General features: G+C 33.2%; 21 protein-coding genes. 11 read left to right on the forward strand and 10 right to left on the reverse strand.

Annotation, left to right across the window (positions count from 1 at the left end; translation table 11 throughout):
- The first annotated feature begins 9 nt into the window (after positions 1 to 9).
- From istA to Z054_RS0114775, 5 genes are all read left to right on the forward strand, one after another.
- Positions 10 to 1,584, forward strand: a complete 1,575-nt coding sequence (istA, locus tag Z054_RS0114745) for an IS21 family transposase (protein WP_241461417.1) — start codon at positions 10 to 12, stop codon at positions 1,582 to 1,584.
- Positions 1,585 to 1,596: 12 nt separating this feature from the next.
- Positions 1,597 to 2,325, forward strand: coding sequence for an IS21-like element helper ATPase IstB (istB, locus tag Z054_RS0114750; protein ID WP_024770823.1), 729 nt, complete (start codon positions 1,597 to 1,599; stop codon positions 2,323 to 2,325).
- Between the two features lie 169 nt (positions 2,326 to 2,494).
- Complete coding sequence (locus Z054_RS0114755; RefSeq protein ID WP_024770824.1) at positions 2,495 to 3,379, forward strand: efflux RND transporter permease subunit; 885 nt, start codon at positions 2,495 to 2,497, stop codon at positions 3,377 to 3,379.
- Between the two features lie 29 nt (positions 3,380 to 3,408).
- Positions 3,409 to 4,182, forward strand: a complete 774-nt coding sequence (locus Z054_RS0114760; RefSeq protein ID WP_035092091.1) for an outer membrane lipoprotein-sorting protein — start codon at positions 3,409 to 3,411, stop codon at positions 4,180 to 4,182.
- 383 nt (positions 4,183 to 4,565) lie between these two features.
- Positions 4,566 to 5,774 (forward strand): hypothetical protein, encoded by a 1,209-nt coding sequence (locus Z054_RS0114775; protein ID WP_024770826.1) that lies wholly within the window; start codon positions 4,566 to 4,568, stop codon positions 5,772 to 5,774.
- 75 nt (positions 5,775 to 5,849) lie between these two features.
- On the opposite strand, the gene Z054_RS0114780 is transcribed toward Z054_RS0114775, so the two are convergent.
- The 7 genes from Z054_RS0114780 to Z054_RS0114810 all read right to left on the reverse strand — a co-directional run bounded on the left by Z054_RS0114780 (position 5,850) and on the right by Z054_RS0114810 (position 12,805).
- Complete coding sequence (locus Z054_RS0114780; RefSeq protein ID WP_024770827.1) at positions 5,850 to 6,701, reverse strand: M57 family metalloprotease; 852 nt, start codon at positions 6,699 to 6,701, stop codon at positions 5,850 to 5,852.
- A gap of 548 nt (positions 6,702 to 7,249) precedes the next feature.
- Entirely contained in the window at positions 7,250 to 7,525 is a 276-nt protein-coding gene (locus Z054_RS0114785) for an ATP-dependent Clp protease adaptor ClpS (protein WP_024770828.1), read from the reverse strand.
- 62 nt (positions 7,526 to 7,587) lie between these two features.
- Positions 7,588 to 8,427 carry a 50S ribosomal protein L11 methyltransferase gene (gene prmA, locus Z054_RS0114790; RefSeq protein WP_024770829.1) on the reverse strand — a complete coding sequence of 280 codons (840 nt, stop codon included), beginning with the start codon at positions 8,425 to 8,427 and terminating at the stop codon, positions 7,588 to 7,590.
- Positions 8,428 to 8,545: 118 nt separating this feature from the next.
- Complete coding sequence (gene tpiA / locus Z054_RS0114795) at positions 8,546 to 9,298, reverse strand: triose-phosphate isomerase (protein ID WP_024770830.1); 753 nt, start codon at positions 9,296 to 9,298, stop codon at positions 8,546 to 8,548.
- Positions 9,299 to 9,361: 63 nt separating this feature from the next.
- The gene (locus Z054_RS0114800; protein ID WP_024770831.1) at positions 9,362 to 10,435 is read right to left on the reverse strand and encodes an ABC transporter permease; all 1,074 of its coding nucleotides are present in this window, start codon (positions 10,433 to 10,435) and stop codon (positions 9,362 to 9,364) included.
- Complete coding sequence (locus tag Z054_RS0114805) at positions 10,435 to 12,099, reverse strand: BT_3928 family protein (protein WP_024770832.1); 1,665 nt, start codon at positions 12,097 to 12,099, stop codon at positions 10,435 to 10,437. The genes Z054_RS0114800 and Z054_RS0114805 overlap by 1 nt, the downstream gene beginning before the upstream one ends.
- A gap of 160 nt (positions 12,100 to 12,259) precedes the next feature.
- Entirely contained in the window at positions 12,260 to 12,805 is a 546-nt protein-coding gene (locus tag Z054_RS0114810; protein ID WP_024770833.1) for a DUF1599 domain-containing protein, read from the reverse strand.
- Between the two features lie 169 nt (positions 12,806 to 12,974).
- Between Z054_RS0114810 and folP the strand changes: the two genes are divergently transcribed.
- The 3 genes from folP to Z054_RS0114825 all read left to right on the forward strand — a co-directional run bounded on the left by folP (position 12,975) and on the right by Z054_RS0114825 (position 15,471).
- Entirely contained in the window at positions 12,975 to 13,799 is an 825-nt protein-coding gene (gene folP, locus Z054_RS0114815; RefSeq protein ID WP_024770834.1) for a dihydropteroate synthase, read from the forward strand.
- Positions 13,800 to 13,912: 113 nt separating this feature from the next.
- On the forward strand, positions 13,913 to 14,689 hold the full coding sequence (locus Z054_RS0114820; RefSeq protein ID WP_024770835.1) for a diadenylate cyclase: 777 nt from the start codon (positions 13,913 to 13,915) through the stop codon (positions 14,687 to 14,689).
- Entirely contained in the window at positions 14,689 to 15,471 is a 783-nt protein-coding gene (locus Z054_RS0114825; RefSeq protein WP_024770836.1) for a DUF3667 domain-containing protein, read from the forward strand. Before Z054_RS0114820 ends, Z054_RS0114825 begins: the two co-directional genes overlap by 1 nt.
- 14 nt (positions 15,472 to 15,485) lie before the next feature.
- Here the strand turns inward: Z054_RS0114825 and Z054_RS0114830 are convergent, their stop codons facing one another.
- Positions 15,486 to 17,249 (reverse strand): ABC transporter ATP-binding protein, encoded by a 1,764-nt coding sequence (locus Z054_RS0114830; RefSeq protein WP_024770837.1) that lies wholly within the window; start codon positions 17,247 to 17,249, stop codon positions 15,486 to 15,488.
- On the reverse strand, positions 17,250 to 17,996 hold the full coding sequence (gene truA / locus Z054_RS0114835; protein ID WP_024770838.1) for a tRNA pseudouridine(38-40) synthase TruA: 747 nt from the start codon (positions 17,994 to 17,996) through the stop codon (positions 17,250 to 17,252).
- 181 nt (positions 17,997 to 18,177) lie between these two features.
- On the opposite strand from truA, the gene Z054_RS0114840 reads away from it, so the two are divergent.
- Entirely contained in the window at positions 18,178 to 18,672 is a 495-nt protein-coding gene (locus tag Z054_RS0114840; RefSeq protein ID WP_024770839.1) for a metallophosphoesterase family protein, read from the forward strand.
- 57 nt (positions 18,673 to 18,729) lie between these two features.
- Here Z054_RS0114840 and Z054_RS0114845 read toward each other — a convergent pair whose 3' ends face one another.
- A complete protein-coding gene (locus Z054_RS0114845; protein ID WP_024770840.1) occupies positions 18,730 to 19,140 on the reverse strand; it encodes a DUF4293 domain-containing protein in 411 nt (136 codons plus the stop codon).
- Positions 19,141 to 19,341: 201 nt separating this feature from the next.
- On the opposite strand from Z054_RS0114845, the gene rho reads away from it, so the two are divergent.
- Positions 19,342 to 20,994 carry a transcription termination factor Rho gene (gene rho, locus Z054_RS0114850; RefSeq protein ID WP_024770841.1) on the forward strand — a complete coding sequence of 551 codons (1,653 nt, stop codon included), beginning with the start codon at positions 19,342 to 19,344 and terminating at the stop codon, positions 20,992 to 20,994.
- 142 nt (positions 20,995 to 21,136) lie between these two features.
- Entirely contained in the window at positions 21,137 to 21,808 is a 672-nt protein-coding gene (msrA, locus tag Z054_RS0114855) for a peptide-methionine (S)-S-oxide reductase MsrA (protein WP_024770842.1), read from the forward strand.
- The last annotated feature ends 35 nt before the right edge of the window (positions 21,809 to 21,843 follow it).

Raw genomic sequence — 21,843 nt, forward strand, 5'->3', positions numbered from 1 at the left:
AGCTGTATTATGCTACTTAAAATCGTAGCAATTATGGCAGGAACTTCAATAACTATGAATAAATTAAGAACAGTAATACGTCTTCATACAGAAGGTAAGAGTAAACGCTTTATCAGTGATTACTTACGGTTATCTCGTAATACCGTAAAGAAGTATATCAATCGTTTTATATCGATTCGACTGAGCTTCGAAGAGCTAGAAGAATTAAGTGATACCGAGTTAGAATCTCTACTGGTTAAATTTCAAAAAAAGGTAGTTAGTCCCCGAGAAGAGGCCTTACATACTTATTTTAAATATGCAGAAAAAGAGCTTAAACGCACCGGTGTTACCAGATTCCAGTTATGGTATGAGTATTATCAGAAATACCCTAACGCTGTAGGTAGATCTACCTTTTATGAAAAGTTCAAAAATTGGCAATTACAGTCTTGTGTACAGCCTACTATGCACATGGACCATAAGGCTGGGGACAAGCTATATATTGATTACGCTGGTAAAACTCTTCAAATTGTTGACCTGGAAACAGGAGAAGTACAAGAAGTTCAGTTTTTTGTAGCTGTTTTAGGAGCGAGTCAATTTACCTATGCAGAAGCTACTTTGAGTCAAAAGAAGCATGATTTCATACAATCTATTGAGAATTCATTACACTATTTTGGAGGTGTGCCAAGAGCAATCGTTCCTGATAATTTAAAATCGGCAGTCACTAAAAGCGATCGTTATGAGCCTCAAATAAATGCTACTCTTTTAGATTTTTCTGAACATTATGACACTACAGTTCTACCTGCACGCTCAAGAAAACCAAGAGACAAATCGTTGGCTGAAATAACTGTAAAAATCCTCTATACTCGTATCTATAGTCCATTACGAAATGAAGTATTCCATACTCTTAAAGAATTGAATCAAGCTATTAAAGAGCAATTAGACCTTCATAACCGTACTTGCTTTAGTAGGAGAGCTTATTCAAGAAGACTTCTTTTTGAAGAAATCGAAGCACATACCCTTGGTATTTTGCCTCAGCAGCGCTTTGAGATCAAAAAACAAACTGTTGTCAAAGTAATCATGAACGGGCATGTTTGTCTTGGGGAAGACAAGCACTATTACAGTGTTCCTTATCAATATATAGGCAAAAAAGTCAAGATTGTTTACTCGACCAAATCTATAGAAATCTTTTATAAATACAATCGTATTGCCGTTCACCCTAGAGTGAAAAGCCAGTTTAATTATTCTACCATTAAAGAACATCTGGCTTCTGCACATCAGTTTATGACAGATTGGACACCGCAACGCTTTATGAGTTGGGCTGCTTCTATTGATCGTATTGTAGAAATATACATCTCTAAAGTATTAGAAAAGAAGAAACATCCGGAACAAGCTTATAAAGTGTGTATGGGAATCCTCTCTTTACAAAAGAAAGTAGGTAAAGAACGTTTGGTTGGAGCTTGTCAAAGAGCCCTTGATTATGAATTATATGGATATAGGCCCATTCTAAATATACTGGAAAAAGGTTTAGATCGATTAGATAACGATGGGCAACAAGAAAAACTCCCGTCACATGAAAATATCAGAGGAAAAGATTATTATCAATAAATTATATTAATTATGAATAGTATTACATTACAAAAGTTAAAGCATCTTAGGTTTTATGGTATGCATGATGCTTTTAAAAGTATTATAGAAACAGGAAAATTAGATAATTATAGTTTAGATCAACTGGTAAGTCACCTAATTGAATCTGAATGGGACGATCGACAGAATAGAAGAATAGAAAGAACCATTAAGTATGCTAGATTCAAATATAAAGCACAGATAGAAAATATCGTCTTCTCTGACCAAAGAGAACTTAATCGGGATCAAATTCATCGATTAACTGAATTTGAGTTTATTAAAAAATCAGAAAATATACTCATTACTGGAAGTACAGGTGTAGGAAAAAGTTATTTGGCTACTGCTATAGGGCATCAAGCCTGCATTGAAGGATATAGAGTATTTTACTTTAATACTAATAAAATGTTAGCTAAATTAAAAATGGCAAAAGCTGATGGATCATATCTTAAGGAAATGTCACGAATAGAAAAGCATCCCCTTATTATATTAGATGATTTTGGACTGCAAGTTCTCGATAAGCAAAATAGAATGACATTGCTTGAAATCATTGAAGACAGACACGAAAAAGGAGCAATAATTTTAACTTCTCAACTACCCGTAAATCAATGGTACGAAGTAATCGGTGAAAAAACTGTAGCTGATGCTATCATGGATAGGCTTGTTCATAATGCACATAGGCTCGAATTAAAAGGTGAATCTATGAGAAGAAAAAGAAATAAATAATAATGTAAAAATTAATCCATATGTTTAACAAAAAATAACTCAAATCTGCACCTTAAAAACACTGCTCAGCTTGAGCTGGATTTAGTGGGTCAATATAGCTGGAATATACAATCCTGAGTATCTGAAGAAATTAAATGATTTTGAAGATTGGCTTAATGAGCAACCCGAAGTGATTCATGTAAATGCATTTAGCGAGGTTGCCAGAAGAGTAAACCGATCTATGCATGGAGATAATGAATCTTATTATAAGGTTCCTAATAATCGTGAAGAAGCAGCACAGTACTTATTGCTATACGAACTTTCTTTACCCTTCGGATTAGACCTCAACAATCAAATTAATGTAGATAAGTCTGAAAGCAGGGTTACTATAACATTACAGAATATCTCTAGTGCCGAGATGATAGCCTTTTCAAAAAGAGCCGAAAAATGGTTGCAGGATAATACCCCAAAACCTATGCATACTATTGGAGTAAGCCCTACCCTTATGTTTTCTAAACTAGGCTTTAGACAAGCCGATAGTATGCTTAAAGGAAACATAATAGCACTAATATTGATCTCTCTGGTATTAATGTTTGCTCTAAGAAACTTTAAACTTGGGCTCCTTAGTATCATTCCCAATGTTACTCCGGTTTTTATTGGATTTGGATTTTGGGCAATGTACAAAGCTCAGATTAACACAGGAATGGTTATCGTTTTCGGAATGACTTTAGGAATAATAGTAGATGATACTGTTCATTTTATGAGTAAGTTCTTAAGAGCTCGCAGAGAGTTAGGTTATGACGCCAAACAGGCAGTTATCTATGCTTTTGAAACCGTTGGAAAAGCATTGGTAACTACTACAATTGTACTTCTGGCCGGGTTTGCTGTACTATCCACCTCATCATTTGCTTTAAATAGCTATATGGCAAGGATTACAGTTATCATCATCCTGTCGGCCTTAATAATCGACTTTATATTACTTCCTTCACTACTAATTCTTATTAGTAAAAAAGATAAGGTTATATCAGAAACACCAGTGAAAGAATTAGAACCACAAATGCAACTTGATAAATAATAAATAAAAACAATAAAGAATCTATTCGTATGAGAACACTAATTTTAGCTGGACTTGCAGTACTAAGTATCGCAACTATAACAGCACAAAATGCAGAAGAACGAGGTTTACAAATTGCTAAAGCAGCAGATCAGGCAGATCAAGGTTTCAATAGCACTATTGTAAATCTAAAAATGACCCTAAAAAATAAAAATGGGCAAACCAGTGAACGGTTACTAATCACCAGAACTTTAGAACAAACAACAGACGGAGATAAATCACTGATTGTTTTTAATAGTCCAAAAGACGTGAAAGGAACCTCGACATTAACTTTTACACATAAAATTGGAGCAGATGATCAATGGCTTTTCTTACCTTCAATCAAAAGAGTAAAAAGAATATCTTCTAATAATAAATCCGGTCCTTTTGTAGGTAGTGAGTTTGCATACGAGGATCTTTCTTCGCAAGAAGTAGAAAAATACGGTTATAAATTTCTGGAAGAAAAAGGAAATTTATTGATGGTAGAACAAGATCCGGTTGATCCAAAATCTGGTTACACAAGAAGAATTGTTACTTACAATAAAGATAAAGGATATCGAATAGAAAAGGTTGAATTCTATGATCGCAAAAATTCACTGCTAAAAACACTTAACTACAGTGACTATAAATTATATAAAGGGCAATTCTGGAGAGCATTAACCCTTCATATGGTAAATCACCAAAGTAATAAAGAAACCGTACTAAAATTTAGTGACTATAATTTTGAGGCAGCACTTGCCGATGAAGATTTTACGCAAGTTGCTCTTAAACGAGCAGGGCGATAAATCTAAATAAATGAAATACACAAGGCTCAGTCTGTTATATCCTATAGTAGTTCTTTTGGTTACTGGATTTTTATTGTTATCACGACCTGGTCTTGTGTTTTCCCTTATGCAAAGTAATACCACATACCCATCTGAACTTGCAAATTTATTGGGAATGATTTTTTTAGGATTTGGGTTTTTGATGATTCTTATTTATAAGTATCAGGTTCAAAAAATATACAAATGATCCATAGTAATACGGATTTTTTTTAGCCTTTGCTCAATTGGATTGTATTACGTGTATCAAAACCCGCTTTTTATTGCTTTACTTTTTATCATCCTTATTGGAGTATTGATCACAATTCTTGGTCTGGTTAAAGATCAGGAAATAAAAAAACTAATACATGAAGATTAAATTTATCTATTGTATAATTCTGCTACTATGCATTGGTAATACAATATATGCTCAAAACGAAAAACCTAAAAAGGTAAATCACGATTTTGAGTTAGAATTAGAAGGAGAATATCGCTATTTCTATGATAATGCTCTTTTTGAAGATCAGGAAGATCATTTTCCTTCTCTGGCAATACGACCAGAATATAAAGCCGAATGGAATGCCGGATATGAAAGTATTAACTTTAAAGGTTTTTTTAGGCTAGACGTCGATGATGGGCGAACACATTGGGATATACGCGAACTATACTATCAAAAAGCTAAAAAAAACTGGGAATTTAACCTCGGGCTTAAAAAGGTCTATTGGGGCGTCGCCGAAAGTAATCACTTAGTAGATATCATTAATCAAACCGATGCCGTTGAAACTTTTGACGGTGAAGAAAAATTAGGTCAACTTATGGCCCAGTTTACATGGATTACCGAAAAATTTGGAACTTTTGATTTCTTTTATCTCCCCTATCATCGTAAACGTACCTTCTCTGGCAAAAAAGGAAGATTGCGGTTCCCGGTAGTAATTGATAAAGATGACCTGGGATATGAAAGTAGTGCAGAAGAATGGAGACAGGATGTTGCTTTTCGCTGGAAACACTATTTTGATATTTTTGATATTGGCATCTCTCATTTTTACGGAACCGGTAGAGAGCCTCTTTTTGTATTTGATACCACAGGAAATATCAATGCCTTTTATCCCGTAATACATCAAACTGGTCTGGATTTACAGATTACCCATAATGCTTTTTTATGGAAACTAGAATCTATTTATCGCAATGCAGATGCTCAGGATTTCTTTGCTATGGTAGCTGGTCTCGAGTATACATTCTCTAATATCGATGGAAATGGACTTGATATAGGTCTTTTGGGTGAGTATTTGTATGATGAACGAGACGAATTGGCACTAAATGCATTGCAAAATGATGTATTCTTCGGAAGCCGTATTGCTTTTAATGACACCCAGGATACATCAATATTAATTGGAGGGATTGCTGATCTAGAATCTAGCACTACAATTTTTAGCCTCGAAGCATCAAGGCGTTTTGGCAGTACTTGGACTGCAGCAATTGAAGCTCGTATTTTTAATGAAATTGATGATAATGAATTGATCTTATCAAATTTTAGAGAAGATAGTTTTTTTAGAATTTCTATTTCTAAATATTTTTAAAATAAAATAAAAAAGCCATCCTTAGTTAACAGGATGGCTTTTACAAAAAGTTCAAAGCTTTTCAATAACTAATTTTTAGTATAGGTAGTTTAAAGCAGTTCTATCTCTGCTACTAAATTCTCCATTTTCATTACCCGAGAAACAAGAAATCATAATAGAAGCAGTATCTAAACCACTCTGACCCCAACGATTTGCTGTAGGTGTACCAGGAATATGAATAGCTCCTATACCAGCAGCTCCTTCATTACTACCATCACATCTTCTTTTAGCATAATCAGTATGTCTGAATCCTACGCAATGTCCCATTTCATGAGTCATTAAATGCTCCATAACATTATTATTTAAACTGTTACTACCTGCATTAATCTGAATCCACTTATATGGTCTTCCACCACTAGGGAAACCTGCAGATCCTCCTGCTCCAGAAGCACCATTGTTATATACTACCATATCAGCACTTGTAGATGCCGCAAAAGATAGTGTAAAATTTAATGTATTATTTAATGCATTATAATTGTTAACAGCCCACTGAAGTCCTGTACGCATTTTACTGGTTAAAGCATATCCAGATCCCGTATATCCAATAATGCTAATATTTCTATTACCACTAGATACAAGGTTATTAGTTCTGTACTGCTTGTTACCATTGTCTACTTCAGCAAGTTTTTGTTCTGCTAATTTATTGATTGCCAAAATAAGATCGCTAGATTGTATAGCTTCTTCTACTGACCCATCAGGATGTTTTACCGTTACATATTTTGCTCCAAAATCATTAACTCCTGCATCATGTAATGCCTGGATATGAGCTTTAGAAAGTTGTTCTGTAACAGCTTCTGGTTGTGTTTCGTTAGAAACTTCTTTTTTTTCACAAGATGTAGTAAATCCTGCAACGATAGCGCAAAGCGCCAATACTTTGATTTTTTTCATTTTAATTAAGTTGAATTTGTGTAGTTATTAAAACTAAAAATAGAGTAGTTAAGCCCTATTTTAAATACAATTATGTAGAAAGCTTTGAACTTTTCTAAATTTTTGCGGTTTGAAGATATGATATTTTTTTTGAAAAATAAGTTAATTTTTTGAACTATTTATTGCAAATACGGTAAAACCGTAAGATTCTTCTAAAGAAAATGCGAAAAAAGCAATTTTCAAATAACACAAAAAATCGATCAAATACACAATTCTCGTGTCCAGTCAATATGTTAACAAAGTGTTAAAGCAAGAGATTACTAAGGATGTTAAAGAAAACTTAATTAAATATAGGAAGCGCGAGGTGTAGAAGGTTTTTTCCTACATATCATAAAGTTTCGATTTCAAAAATTCATATTTTAAATATTTAACAAAAATCAAAAAAACATACTTATAAAAAACAATATTAGTACTTAATCCATTCTGAAAAACACAATTTAAGGCATAAAAAAAGTCCATAATATGGACTTATAATCTTATAAATGGCATAAATTTTTATCTGCATTCGGTCACACAATCTCTGCACTAAGGCCTGCATCTAATAATTTAGAACACCTTGGCACCAATTCTTCATAAACACCTGTTTTTACAGTACATTTCCCCTTATAATGAACTAACATAGCACATTGCTCTGCCTGCACCGGTGTATGTTCACAAGTATAAATTAGAGTTTCTATAACATGATCAAATGTATTCACATCATCATTATACAAAACAATCTCACTATTGCTTTGATCAACAGATTTTTCTAAAACTTCTTCTAAAACTTTCTCCTGGGTACTCATAAGGGGGTAATTGTTTTATGCAAATATAATAACTTAGAGTATTATATGCATTAATAAAAAGATTATTTTAACTCATAAGATGCTGCTATCCAATTATTTCTATCGATGTTTTCTATAAAACCAAGATGATTCTTTTTACATTCTTCTGTAACTATATTTAAATCTTCTTTATAAAACCCGCTCAAAAATAATTTACCATTAGGATTTAAGCATTTTACATACTGTTGAATATCATTTAGCAGTATGTTACGATTAATATTAGCGATAATAACATCATAGCTTTTTCCTGGCAAAAGTGAGGCATCACCTTCATAAACAGTAATATCGTCACAATTATTGCGCTCTACATTTTCTATGGTATTTAAATAACACCAATTATCAATATCAATAGCATCTGTTGGTCCAGCTCCTCTCATTTTAGCAAGAATTGCCAAAACCCCAGTACCACAACCCATATCCAATACTGTTTTATCGTTTAGATCTGTTTTCAAAATATGCTGGATCATCATGTGCGTAGTCTCATGATGCCCCGTACCAAAAGACATTTTGGGTTCTATAATAATATCATATTTTGTATTTGGTTTTTCATGAAACGGTGCTCTTACACTACAGATATCATCAACTACAATAGGGTTAAAATTCTTTTCCCATTCTTTGTTCCAGTTTATTTGCTCTATTTCTTCAATAGTGTATTGTATATCAAACTCTCCAGAATTTAATACATAAATGCCTTCCAAAATATTTTCATCCCACTCTGTACTCTGAATAAAAGCGTTAACTCCATTTTCGGTTTCTACAAAGCTTTCGAATCCAACATATCCTAACTCTGCGATTAATATTTCTGTAGCTGGTTGTAATGGTGAAACCTTAAAATAATACCCAATGTATTTTGTATTTGACATACTGATCTTTTATTATTTTGCAAAGTTACTCTTTTACCTTAATGCTGGTACCAAAGTAAGTCTTAATAAAAAAGCACCCCATCTTGTCATGGGATGCTTTTATGTATTCTGTTAATTCTTAAATAGCGTTTACTATTGCAGTAAAATTCTCTGCATCTAATGAAGCTCCTCCTATTAACCCTCCATCTACATCAGTTTTTGCAAAAATTTCCTGAGCATTATTCGGTTTTACACTTCCACCATATAAGATAGAAACCTCATCAGCAATTTCCTGATCATAGGCATTAACTATGGTTTTTCTAATAAACGCATGCATTTCCTGAGCTTGCTCTGGAGATGCCGTTTCTCCGGTTCCTATTGCCCAAACAGGCTCATACGCAAGGACTACATTTTTCCAGTCTGCTTTATTTATATGAAAAAGACCATTTTTTAATTGCTGTTCTACAACAGAGAAATGATTATCGCCTTTTCGATCTTGTAATTCCTCTCCAAAACAGAAAATTATAGTCATTTTATGTTGTAATGCAGTATTAACTTTTTTAGCTAATAATTGATCTGTCTCTCCAAAATAAGCTCTACGCTCACTATGTCCCAAAATTACAGTCTCTACTCCAATACTTTTAAGCATATCTGCAGAAATTTCTCCTGTATATGCACCATTTTCTGCTTCATGCATATTTTGTGCAGCAACAGTAATCCCAGAGGGCTTTAAAACTTCAGTTGCACTATACAAGTTGGTAAATGTAGGTGCTACAATAATTTCTGCTTCAGACGATGCTTTAAGTTTGGATTTTAACTCAGATAGCAATGTCTTGGTTTCTGCCAGATTCTTATTCATCTTCCAGTTTCCGGCTACAATTTTTTTTCTCATTAATTTAAAATTTACGTTTTTGGTTAATAGTGTGGTTATATATTACTAGTAATTATTAATAACTCAAACCCTAATTCTCGGGTCAAGCCATCCATAGATAATATCGACAAATATATTGATTAGTATAAACATAGTTGCTATCACTAACACAGCTCCCATTATTACAGGAAGATCCGACGTGTTTAAGGCGTTTACAATCTCTTTACCCAATCCGTTCCATCCAAATATATACTCTACAAATACTGCTCCGGCAAGCATAGATGCAAACCAACCTGAAATTGCAGTAACAACCGGGTTTAATGAATTTTTTAAAGCATGTTTTCTTATCACCTGAAACATCGAAAGTCCTTTTGCCTTTGCTGTACGAATATAATCTTGTCCCATCACCTCGAGTAATGAATTACGCATTAGCTGAGACACGACAGCAAGTGGTCGTATTCCTAAGACAACTGCAGGGAGAATTAGATTTTTCCACTGTATATAGCTCCCTTCACCAAAATCATCTACTTCATATAAACTACCGGTCATATTTAAATTGGTAAATTCTTGTAATACATATCCAAACAACCAGGCAAAAATAATTGAACTAAAAAAAGAAGGAACACTCATTCCTAAAGTACTCAATAACTGAATCAACTTATCTGGCCATTGATCTTTGGTCATAGCGCTTATAACCCCTAATAAAATCCCTATAACTATCGCAATACATATAGCAAAAACAGCAAGAATCCCGGTATTGGGAAGCGTTTCTTTAATTACTTCACTTACTTTTTTACCATTCTTTTGCAATGATTCTCTTAAATATGGAAACTTAAGTATCGTAACAACATCTCCTGTTTTAAATAATTGATTTCCTTTATGCTTTTTAGTCTCAAAATATGAAAAATCATCAGGGTTTGTACTATGAAATGATATAGGAGAAAGATCATTGATATAATATAGATACTGCATTGATAATGGTTTATCAAAACCATATTTCTTTCTCACATTTTTTAATTGCTCTTCGGTCTCATTTTGCCCGAGCATCATCTGTGCAGGATCACCAGGAAGAATTGTAAATAATAAAAAAATAACAGTCACCACTCCCAATAAAGTAAGCAAAGCATATCCTATTTTACTAATGAGATAACTGCCCATTATTGATTAGAGTTTTCCTTAATTTTTTTTACTTCTTCTAGTGTATATGCTTTGTATGGAACACCTAAAAGACGTTCACTATATTCTTCTATTGTTTCTGTAAAACCAACTTCTTTTCTTCTTTTATTTACAGATTCCGGATCTTTAATCGGCCATATTAAAGGGATTGGTTTTTTGCTATTAGAATTCAAAGTCATGCCTTGTGTACCATAAACCTGTTCTAATTCTTGTTGCATTAGATATCGATCTTCCATCATTGCTACCGATGCCATATCCAGTTCACCTTTTTGTCCGGCTTCTTTTATAAGAGGTAAATACTCTCCAATCTTATCCGAATGTTGAATCACCAACCATGCAGCTATATTTGTCCCTTGACCAACCAAAGTTTTACCCGGATAGCCATACTTTTTAAAAACTTCTTCTACAAATATTGTATTGGTACTATCAACTATTTTTTGTTCTTCCCAGGAAATTCCCCCAGAACTTCTTCCTTCCTGATCCAACTTCATAATACTGTCCAGCTGTGCTTTTAGTATTACATTAATTTTAGGTTTTGAAGGCTCTACCGTTTCCAGGTTAAGTTTTTCTGCATCATTCCAGTGTAACTTTTTTACTATCGTTCCTTTTTTAAGTTTTACAATCCCCGGATTAGATCGCAATATCGTTTTTAATGCTGTCTCATCGGTTGTATAAAAATCAAAATCAAGGTTATATTGTTGTTGCACCTGTGCTATGTCTTTTGGTGTAGAAGCTGTAAGACCAATTACATCATATCCTTGAGATATAGCTTTATTAGTGATTTCTTTTATTGCATAAAATCCTTCTGCTTCACTTTTAGACAAGTTATACGTTACAATCAATATCAGATTTTCTTTTTCGAGAAATTCTGCTGTATAATCCGTATCATTTTTTTCTATTGCAAAGTCATGAATCGGGGGCTCATAGCCTTCATTTACTGTCTTGGTTTCAACTTCGATAAATTTACCTTCTACTTTGGGGTAATCTCCACTAGTGGTAATAATTTTCTCCTCTCCGTTAACATCAAATTTCCAGTGATAAGCAAACTCTGCTTTTGGAGCTCCTTCTGGAATCTCCATCCCTTCTTGGATATTGACTCCTTCTTTATATGCTCTAAAATCAAAAGCTGGTAAATGCATTAAAACATAATATGCAAAGCCCAAACAAGCAGTAAAAGTTGCAAAAACAACCCATTTATGAGTTGCAAAAGGTTTAAGCGGTGTTATATATTTTCTTCCAAAGAACAATATCAATATTAAAACTAGTAAAATCACATCTTTGGTAAAGGATTCCCAAGGAGTTAAGGGTAATGCATCACCAAAACACCCGCAATCTGTAACTTTATTAAAATACGCCGAATAAAAAGTAAGAAACGTAAAAAAGGCTATCATTAATAATAATGACCACACTGTAAACTTTGGCAAATACCCTAATAACAATGTAATACCTAATACGATTTCAAAAATCACTAAAAAAATCGCTATTAATAATGCAAAGGGAATTAAAAATTCTAAGTTAAGTACACCTTCACCAAAGTACTCCTGAAGCTTATATGAAAACCCTACAGGGTCATTAAGTTTTATAAACCCAGAAAACAGGAAAAGTGCTGCTACAAATATTCTTGAGAAAGAAACCAATATTTTCATCTACGTATATATTTATTTTTTCAAAAAGTCAATATAGAATCAATGTAATAACTATTTTAATTATCTGTTCTTCATATTTTGACCATAATATTTTAGTATAATCTGCACAAGATAATATGATTAATTCTTGTTCCTTTTAGTTTAACAGTATTTTATATATCTATTTATTTGCTTCACCTAAATGAATCATAGCAAACACTGCATAATTGATCATATCCTGATAGTTTGCATCGATACCCTCGCTTACCAACGTTTTTCCTTTGTTATCCTCTATCTGTTTTACTCTAAGTAATTTCTGAATAATAAGATCTGTAAGAGAACTCACTCTTAAATCACGCCAAGCCTCTCCATAATCATGATTTTTATTCATCATTAACTCTTTGGTAATCCCAATATGTTTATCATACAAAGCGACTGCATCTTCTGGAGATAAATCGGGTTGTTCTGCAACTCCTTTCTCTAGTTGTATCAATGCCATTAAGCAATAGTTAATAATCCCGATAAATTCGGAAACTTCACCTTCATTTATCTTACGCACTTCATTTTCCTGAAGACTTCTGATCCGTTGTGCTTTAATAAAAATTTGATCGGTTAAGGATGGTAATCTTAGAATTCTCCACGCACTGCCATAATCTATCATCTTTTGATTAAAAAGATCTCGACAATTACTAATTATTGTATCATATTGTGTGGATGTATCTTGCATAAAACTGTTGAATTTTGCGTAAATTTCGCTTTAATATGGGAATTAAAAAAATCATATCTAAAGTTTAAAAATAAAAAACACGAAATGTGACATCACAATTTTATAAATTCTAACCAAAATATAGGCTTACCTCTGAAAACAACAACCGCAAACAAATGAAATCTCAAAAATGACAATCAACTGTAAAGGCACATTAATCGATATATCTGCGCCAAAAGTAATGGGTATCCTTAACCTTACTCCTGATTCTTTTTATGATGGAGGAAAATATAAAAATGAAAACGAGATATTAAAATATACCGAGCAAATGCTCATTGAAGGTGCAACTTTTATTGATTTAGGTGCTTACTCCTCAAGACCAGAAGCAGATCATATTGCCGTTGAAGAAGAAGAAAAAAGAATCCTGCCCATAGTGTCATTATTGGTTAATGAATTTCCTGAAATCCTGTTATCTATTGATACATTTAGAAGTGAAGTTGCAAAACTATGTATTGAAGCTGGAGCCGCATTAATTAATGATATCTCTGCCGGAAATTTAGATAAAAATATGATCTCAACGGTAGGTAAATTGAGAGTTCCATACATTATGATGCACATGAAAGGAACTCCACAAACCATGAAATCATTAAATCATTATGATAACCTAATTCATGAAATGAACATTTATTTTGCAGAAAAAATTGCAGAAGCTAGAAAACATGGTGTAAGTGATATTATCATTGATCCTGGATTTGGGTTTGCTAAAGATATACATCAGAATTTCGATCTTTTAAAAAGCCTAAAACTCTTAGAGGCACATAATTTGCCTATACTGGTTGGAGTCTCTCGAAAATCAATGATATACAAAACATTAAATAGCACTCCGCAAGAAGCATTAAATGGCACTACATCCCTTAATACTATAGCCTTGCTTAATGGAGCCTCTATTTTAAGAGTACATGATGTTAAAGAAGCTGTAGAATGTATTCATCTGGTAGATGCTTATTCTAATTAGAGAAACTATCCACAAATGAATTTGACTCATCATTATTTTGAATACACTCTTTTATACAGCTTTTCAAAACAAGGTTTCACTAATTTTTCTATTTTTACAAAAACACCAGACATTTGGATTTAATAAACCTAAGGATATTAGATATACTTGATATTGTACTTGTTGCCTTCTTATTGTACTATATCTATAAGTTAGTTAAAGGTACTGCAGCTATCAATATTTTTATAGGAATAGTTATGATTTATCTGGTATGGAAACTCACACAATTCCTTGCCATGGAAATGTTAAGTAGCGTTCTGGGTGAATTTATTGGTGTCGGAATGTTTGCTTTAATTGTAGTTTTTCAACAAGAAATACGGAAATTCCTTTTAATGATTGGTTCTACTAATTTTGGAAGAAGACGTAAATTTCTAAGGCAATTAAAATTTATCAGAGATGCACCCGAAGACAGTGTTACCAATATTACTGCTATCGTAACTGCCTGTAGCGAAATGGCAAAAACTCATACCGGAGCACTTATTATTATTAAAAGAAGTACATCTTTGGACTTTGTTAAAACCTCTGGAGATGCTATGGATGTCCTTGTAAATACTCCTATAATCGAAAGTATTTTTTATAAAAACAGCCCTCTTCATGATGGGGCTATGATCATAGAAGATAATAGTATAGTAGCAACACGAGTCATCCTACCAGTTACCAACGATAATAATATGCCTTTACGTTTTGGACTAAGGCATCGTGCAGCTGTAGGTATTAGTGAAAAAACAGATGCTTTAGCTCTTGTAGTAAGTGAGGAAACTGGTAAATTATCATATATCAAAAATGGGGAATTTGTGATATTTAAAACAGAAGAAGAATTAATAGAAAAAATAAAAAGGGATTTAGTTTAATGAATAATTTAATTAGTATTACCAATTGCAAAAATTGTGGACAACAAATTGAAACTCATAATTTTTGCCCTGATTGCGGTGCAAAAAAGATTACAAAACGAATTACTTTTAAAAATCTGGTTTCAGAATTTGTTGATCGTTTCCTCAATCTGGACAATTCATTCATCAAAACATTTATTCATTTATTCACAAAACCTGAAGAAGTAATTGATGGTTATATTCATGGACTTAGAAAACGCTATGTAAATGCTTTTGGATATTTTGCCATTACGATAACAATCACAGGAATCTACGCTTTTTTGGTAAAAGATAGGCTAAAGGAAATTATGTCGTTTGGTGATTTTTCTGAACAACAAGCTGAAATGCAAAGTTCAATTTTTGACACTACTTTTCAGTATCAGTCTATATTAAGTTTTTTAATGATTCCGCTACTAGCTTTATTATCACGGTTAGTTTTTTTGAATTATAAAAAATATAATCTAACAGAGCATTTTGTAATCTATCTATACGCCTACTCCCATATTGTGGGAACCATGACATTAATTTTACTCCCATTAACATTTATGGTAGATAACTTTATGTTTGTAGGTATGGTGCAATTTCCAGTATACATTTTTTACATGGCTTATGTTTTAAAGAGACTTTATCAAATTAGCTTGAAGAAAATCCTGATCAAAACACTACTGTTTCTTATCTATGGTGGAATACTGTATATGATTACAGGATTAGTAGTCTTTATAATAATGATTCTATCAGGAGCAATAGAAATCCCTACCAAGTAAAAGCAACAAATTGTTTATTCGATCACATTAGCGAATTGTACCTCGTATAATTTTCTATAATACCCCTTTTCTATTTGAAGTAATTCATTATGGTTACCTTGTTCTACGATCTTACCTTGATCCATTACAATAATTTTATCTGCCTTTTTAATAGTTGCCAATCGATGAGCAATAACAATAGAAGTTCTTCCTTTGGTAATCTTGTTTGTTGCGTTCTGAATTAGTTGTTCACTATGCGAATCTATCGATGATGTAGCTTCATCTAATACCAAAATACCTGGATTAGTAACATAGGCTCTTAAAAAAGAAATAAGTTGTCGTTGTCCCGAAGAAAGCATAGCTCCTCTTTCTTTTACATTATAGTTATACCCATCTGGAAGACTCATGATAAAATCATGAATTCCTATCTCTTTTGCAGCTTGATATACCTGTTCTTCCAAAATGTCTCCATTATTCAAAGTGATATTATTAAAAATAGTATCTGCAAACAAAAACACATCTTGAAGCACCACTGCAATATGGTTTCGTAATGATTTTAACTCAATAGTTTTAATATCGATATCATCAATAGAAATTACCCCGCTATCTATTTCATAAAACCTGCTAAGTAAATTAATAATTGTAGATTTCCCTGCTCCTGTCGCTCCTACTATTGCTACTGTCTCACCTACTTCAACATTAAAAGAGATTCCTTTTAATACTTCTTCGTTTTCTACATAACTAAATCGTACATCATCAAATGTAATCTTACCTCTTATCTTTTCTAATAACTCCTCTCCGTTATTCTCAATTTTAGAATCTGTATCCAGAATAGCAAACACACGATTAGCTGCCACCATTCCCATTTGCAGTGTATTGAATTTATCTGCTATCTGTCGCAATGGTCTAAACAAGATTTGAGAGAGTTGAATAAATGCGATAACCAACCCTAGGGTGATCTCATCTCCTTGTGCAGCTTTAAGTCCTCCGAACCAAACTATTAACCCTATAGTCACAGAACTAGACATCTCTGCAATAGGAAAAAATATAGAGTTATACCAAACTGTTTTTACCCAACCTTTCTTATGCTTCTCGTTAATTTCTTTAAAATTGGAGTATTCGGTTTCCTCTCTTGTAAATAATTGAACAATCTTCATTCCGGTAATTCGTTCCTGCACAAATGAATTAAGATTAGAGACTTGCGTTCTCACTTCCTCAAAAGCCACTTTCATTTTCTTTTGAAAAATTCTTGTTGCATAGACAACCAAGGGCAATACAACAAATACCAGTAATGCAAGTTGCCAGCTCTGATACAACATATAGCATAAGATTGCTAGCATTTTTAACAGATCACTCATAATCATAAACAATCCCTGACTAAAAATACTGGCTATAGTTTCGATATCACTTACAGCTCTGGTAACCAATCTACCGACTGCAGACCGATCATAATATTGTTTTTTAAAGCCAAGCATATGCTCAAACAACTTAACCCTAATATCCCGAATTACTTCTTGCCCCAACCAGTTAGCAAAATAGATAAATAAGAATTGGGTGATCACATCCAGGAACAAAACTCCCAGCATCAGACAAATGAAATAAATCAATAGTTCTCCATCCTGAGGAATAATAGTTCTATCTATTGTTTCTCTAAGCAAATAAGGGTTAACAATTGACAAAACAGCCAATATAATAGCTGAAAAACCAACAAAATAAAAAGTCAGCCGGTAAGGATTAGTATATGTAATCAACCGTCTGAAAAGTTTAAAATCAAAAGCTTTACCACTCTTTTCTGCCATCTATATTATATATATATCATTAGGATATTCTACAGCTGTTAAGTAAAGCCCATGAGCAGGAACCGAATATCCGGCCTGACCACGGTCTTCACTTTTAATAATAGCTATTAAATCCTCATTATTTAATTTATGTTCTCCAACCTCGATAAGTGTTCCCACAATTGCTCTCACCATATTCCTAAGAAAACGATTGGCCGAAATCTTAAAAACTAATTGATTACCATGATTCTCCCAAGTAGCATTTGTGATTGTACAATTATACGTTTTTACATCGGTTTTGGACTTACTAAAGCATTTAAAATTAGTATAGTTTAACAGTAATTTAGCAGCTTCATTCATCAAATCTACATCCAATTGTTTTTTTAAATAATAAGATTTATGAATACTAAAAGGGTCTTTTATTAAGGTAATATGGTACTCATATGACCTACTTACTGCACCAAACCTCGCATGGGCATTTTCTTGCACATGATGTATATTCTGGATTGCAATTTCTGCTGGTAAAATTGCATTAAGTTTATATTTGAATTGATCTGGATCTAATATATCCTCGCATTCAAAATGAGCCATAATTTGTTTCGCATGAACGCCTGCATCTGTTCTTCCTGCTCCAACTACATCTATTTTATTTCTTAAAATAGTAGATAATGAATCCTCAAGAACTTCCTGTACAGAAATTGCATTAGGCTGCCGTTGCCATCCATGATATGGAGTTCCGTTATATGAAAGTTCTAAAAAATATTTCATTCTACTCGTATCTATTATTTTTAATACCGTTTCTTTACTTAGATTCTGTAGCTTATTTCAAAAGCAATATTCTATTTTTGTATAAAAACTAAGCGCAAATATACTTTATAAAACAGAGATAGAAGTTATGGTATACTTCCTGTTTTTCTATCGTGCGATAACTCAATTTTATTATTCAACTTTGAAAAAAATACTTTTACTTAGCGACACCCATAGTTATATTGATTCCCGCATATTGCATTATGTTAATGAAGCCGACGAAATCTGGCATGCCGGAGATATCGGGGACCTTAAAGTTACCGATACTATTGAAGCTTTAAAACCTCTTAGAGCGGTATATGGAAATATTGATGACGATAAAGCTCGGGCCACTTACCCTTTACACCAAAGATTTGATTGCGAAGGAGTTTCTGTATGGATCACTCACATAGGAGGATATCCTCCTAAATACAATATTAACACCAGAGATGAGATCAAATCAAACCCTCCTCAACTATTTATCTGTGGCCATTCGCATATTCTAAAAGTAATACCCGATAAAAAAAATGGAGTGTTACATATGAATCCCGGAGCTGCAGGCAAACATGGATTTCACAAAGTTAGAACAATGCTTAGGTTCACGGTAGATTCTGGTAATATCGAAAACCTAGAAGTGATTGAATTAGGAAAAAAATAAAACCCGGAGTTGGCATACTCCGGGTCTTAACGCACTAATACTACTAAGATTTTAGGTTTATCGTAATCGATCTACAGATTTTACAAGATTCTCATCCTTCTTAATGGCCTTATTGGCCATTACTAATAAAACGATAGAAATAACAGGAATGATCATCCCAATACCTTTCTCTGAAACCTGAGTCCCTCCAGATACCGTTAGTGACCAATAAACAAATACTCCTAGTAAAATAAAGTTTAATAAGATATTGATACGCCCCAATACAAATTGAAGCTTTCTATTTTTAAATAAAAAAATCGAAATCAGAGACAAAGTCGCTGATCCCAAAAACATTCCTAAAAGAAATAATTCTCCCTTAGCATAAAGCTCTACACCATTAGCATCTATCCCATATGGTAAATACATACAAAGCCCTCCAGAAAATGCAGCAGCTAATAAAAGGTATATGGTTTGAATTCGTTGTAACATTAATTTTTTTCCTTAGAGAAAAGCAAAAATAAGAGTTTCTTTTTATAAATATGTGTAAAAAATAAAAATAAAGTCGTATACTTGCAGCACAAAACCTGTAACCTTCTCAACTAAGGTTACTTACCTTCGAAAATAAAATTTTCCTAGATTTCTTCTTTAGAAAATTTATACCTAAAACGTAAAATTATATAACAAATATAAATGTTAGAGATTTCCGAATTAAAAGCAAAAAAGCTTCCTGAATTGCAAGAAATTGCAAAAAACCTTAATGTACCAAAGTTTCGTACCTTAAAAAAATTAGATTTAGTATACCAAATACTAGATTATCAAGCCACAAACCCTAACAAGGTAAAGCAAGTGGTAGCTGAGGATGCTTCAGAAAAAACAGATTCTGAAAAACCCAAATCCAATGTTCGTCAAAGAAGACCTCGTGCTCGCAAACCAGACGGACCTACAAATCCTGCCAAAAAAGACAACAAAGACAATAAAGCTCCTCAAGAACAGAAAAGCGAAGTGACCAAACCACTTCCTTCAGAGGAAACTGTTTCTAAAGAGAAAGAAAGCAGCGATAAAAAAAATAAACCTCACCAAAATAGAGACGATAAAAAGGATAATCGAAACAGAGGTAATGATAAGCCTCAACAAAATAAGTCTCGAAATAATAATCCTAACAACTCTAACAAAAAAGAGAACGGAAATCGCGACAACAGAAATCGGTATAAAGAACCAGATTTTGAGTTTGACGCTATAATCGAAAGTGAAGGTGTATTGGATATTATGCAAGATGGATATGGATTTTTAAGATCTAGTGATTATAACTATCTTTCTTCTCCAGATGACATCTATGTATCACAATCACAAATCAGACTTTTTGGGCTTAAAACAGGTGACACAGTATTAGGACAAGTAAGACCCCCTAAAGAAGGCGAAAAATACTTCCCTCTTATTAAGGTAAATAAAATTAATGGTCTTGACCCACAAGTAGTTCGTGATAGAGTTTCTTTTGAACATTTGACTCCTTTATTTCCGCAAGAAAAATTCAATATTGCAGAAAGACAAAGTACAATTTCTACCAGGATAATGGATTTATTTGCTCCTATCGGAAAAGGACAACGTGGTATGATAGTATCACAACCTAAAACTGGTAAGACAATGCTACTTAAGGATGTTGCCAATGCGATTGCCGCTAATCATCCTGAAGTATACCAAATGATTCTTCTTATAGATGAAAGACCTGAAGAAGTTACCGACATGCAACGTAATGTAAAAGGAGAAGTAATTGCTTCTACTTTTGACAAAGAAGCTAACGAACATGTAAAAGTAGCTAACATCGTACTGGAAAAAGCAAAAAGATTGGTCGAATGTGGTCATGATGTAGTAATCCTATTAGACTCAATCACAAGACTAGCTAGAGCATACAACACTGTTCAACCAGCTAGTGGAAAAATATTAAGTGGTGGTGTAGATGCAAATGCTTTACACAAACCAAAACGTTTCTTTGGTGCTGCGCGTAACATAGAAAATGGAGGTTCATTAACTATTATTGCAACAGCATTAACAGAAACAGGCTCTAAAATGGATGAGGTAATCTTTGAAGAATTCAAAGGAACTGGTAATATGGAACTACAATTAGATCGTAAAATCTCTAACCGTAGAATTTTCCCTGCTATCGATCTTACATCCTCAAGTACTCGTCGAGATGATATTCTACTAGATGAAACAACTATCCAAAGAATGTGGGTAATGCGAAAATATCTTGCAGACATGAATCCTGTAGAAGCAATGGAGTTCATTAATGAACGCTTTAAGCAAACAAGAAATAATGATGAGTTCCTTATTTCTATGAACGGATAACAATACATTTATAATAAATAACTAAGGCGGCTATCAAATTGATAAGCCGCCTTTGCTTTATCATTTTATTTTCATCATTTTTAATAAATTAACTGAAAGTTTTCTGAGAAGAAATTGACCAAGTATTAAAACCTAAATTATTATGAAAAATATATTATATATAATATGGAGTGTCGTTTTATTATTTTCAAGTTGCCAGAGCAATAGTCAATCTGCTAAAAACAAAAAAGAAGTAACACAAAATGAAAACATCACTCCCGTGAGAGTTGAACCTGTAGACGGTTTAGAAAGAGCTTATTTTGCAAGTGGATGTTTTTGGTGTGTAGAAGCTGTTTATGAAAGCGTAAAAGGTGTTAAAGAATCTATCTCTGGTTACTCAGGAGGTCATACTACAAACCCAACATACCAATCCAGCAATACAGGACGAACAGGGCACGCAGAAGCGGTAGAGATTATCTATGACCCAAAAACTGTTTCTTTCTCGACTTTGGTAGACGTATATTTTGGATCACAAAACCCAACACAGGTTAACGGACAAGGCCCAGATCATGGTTCTCAATACAGATCAATTATCTTTTATCAAAATGAAGAACAGAAAAAAATAGTCGACGACAAAAAAGAAGTATTGGGTAAAAAACTAAACAGAAGAATAGCAGCAGAAGTTTTACCATTTCAAAAATTCTGGAAAGGAGAAGCTTATCATCAGGATTATGAAAAAAGAAATCCAGGTAATCCCTACATACGCAATATATCTGTTCCCAGATTAAAAAGATTTCAAGCAAAGTTCCCTGACCTTATTAAAGAGAAACATTAGAGTTTGCTCACATTTTAATTTAAGGATCGGATTTA

It is taken from the genome of Aquimarina macrocephali JAMB N27 (assembly GCF_000520995.1).
Lineage (GTDB): Bacteria > Bacteroidota > Bacteroidia > Flavobacteriales > Flavobacteriaceae > Aquimarina > Aquimarina macrocephali.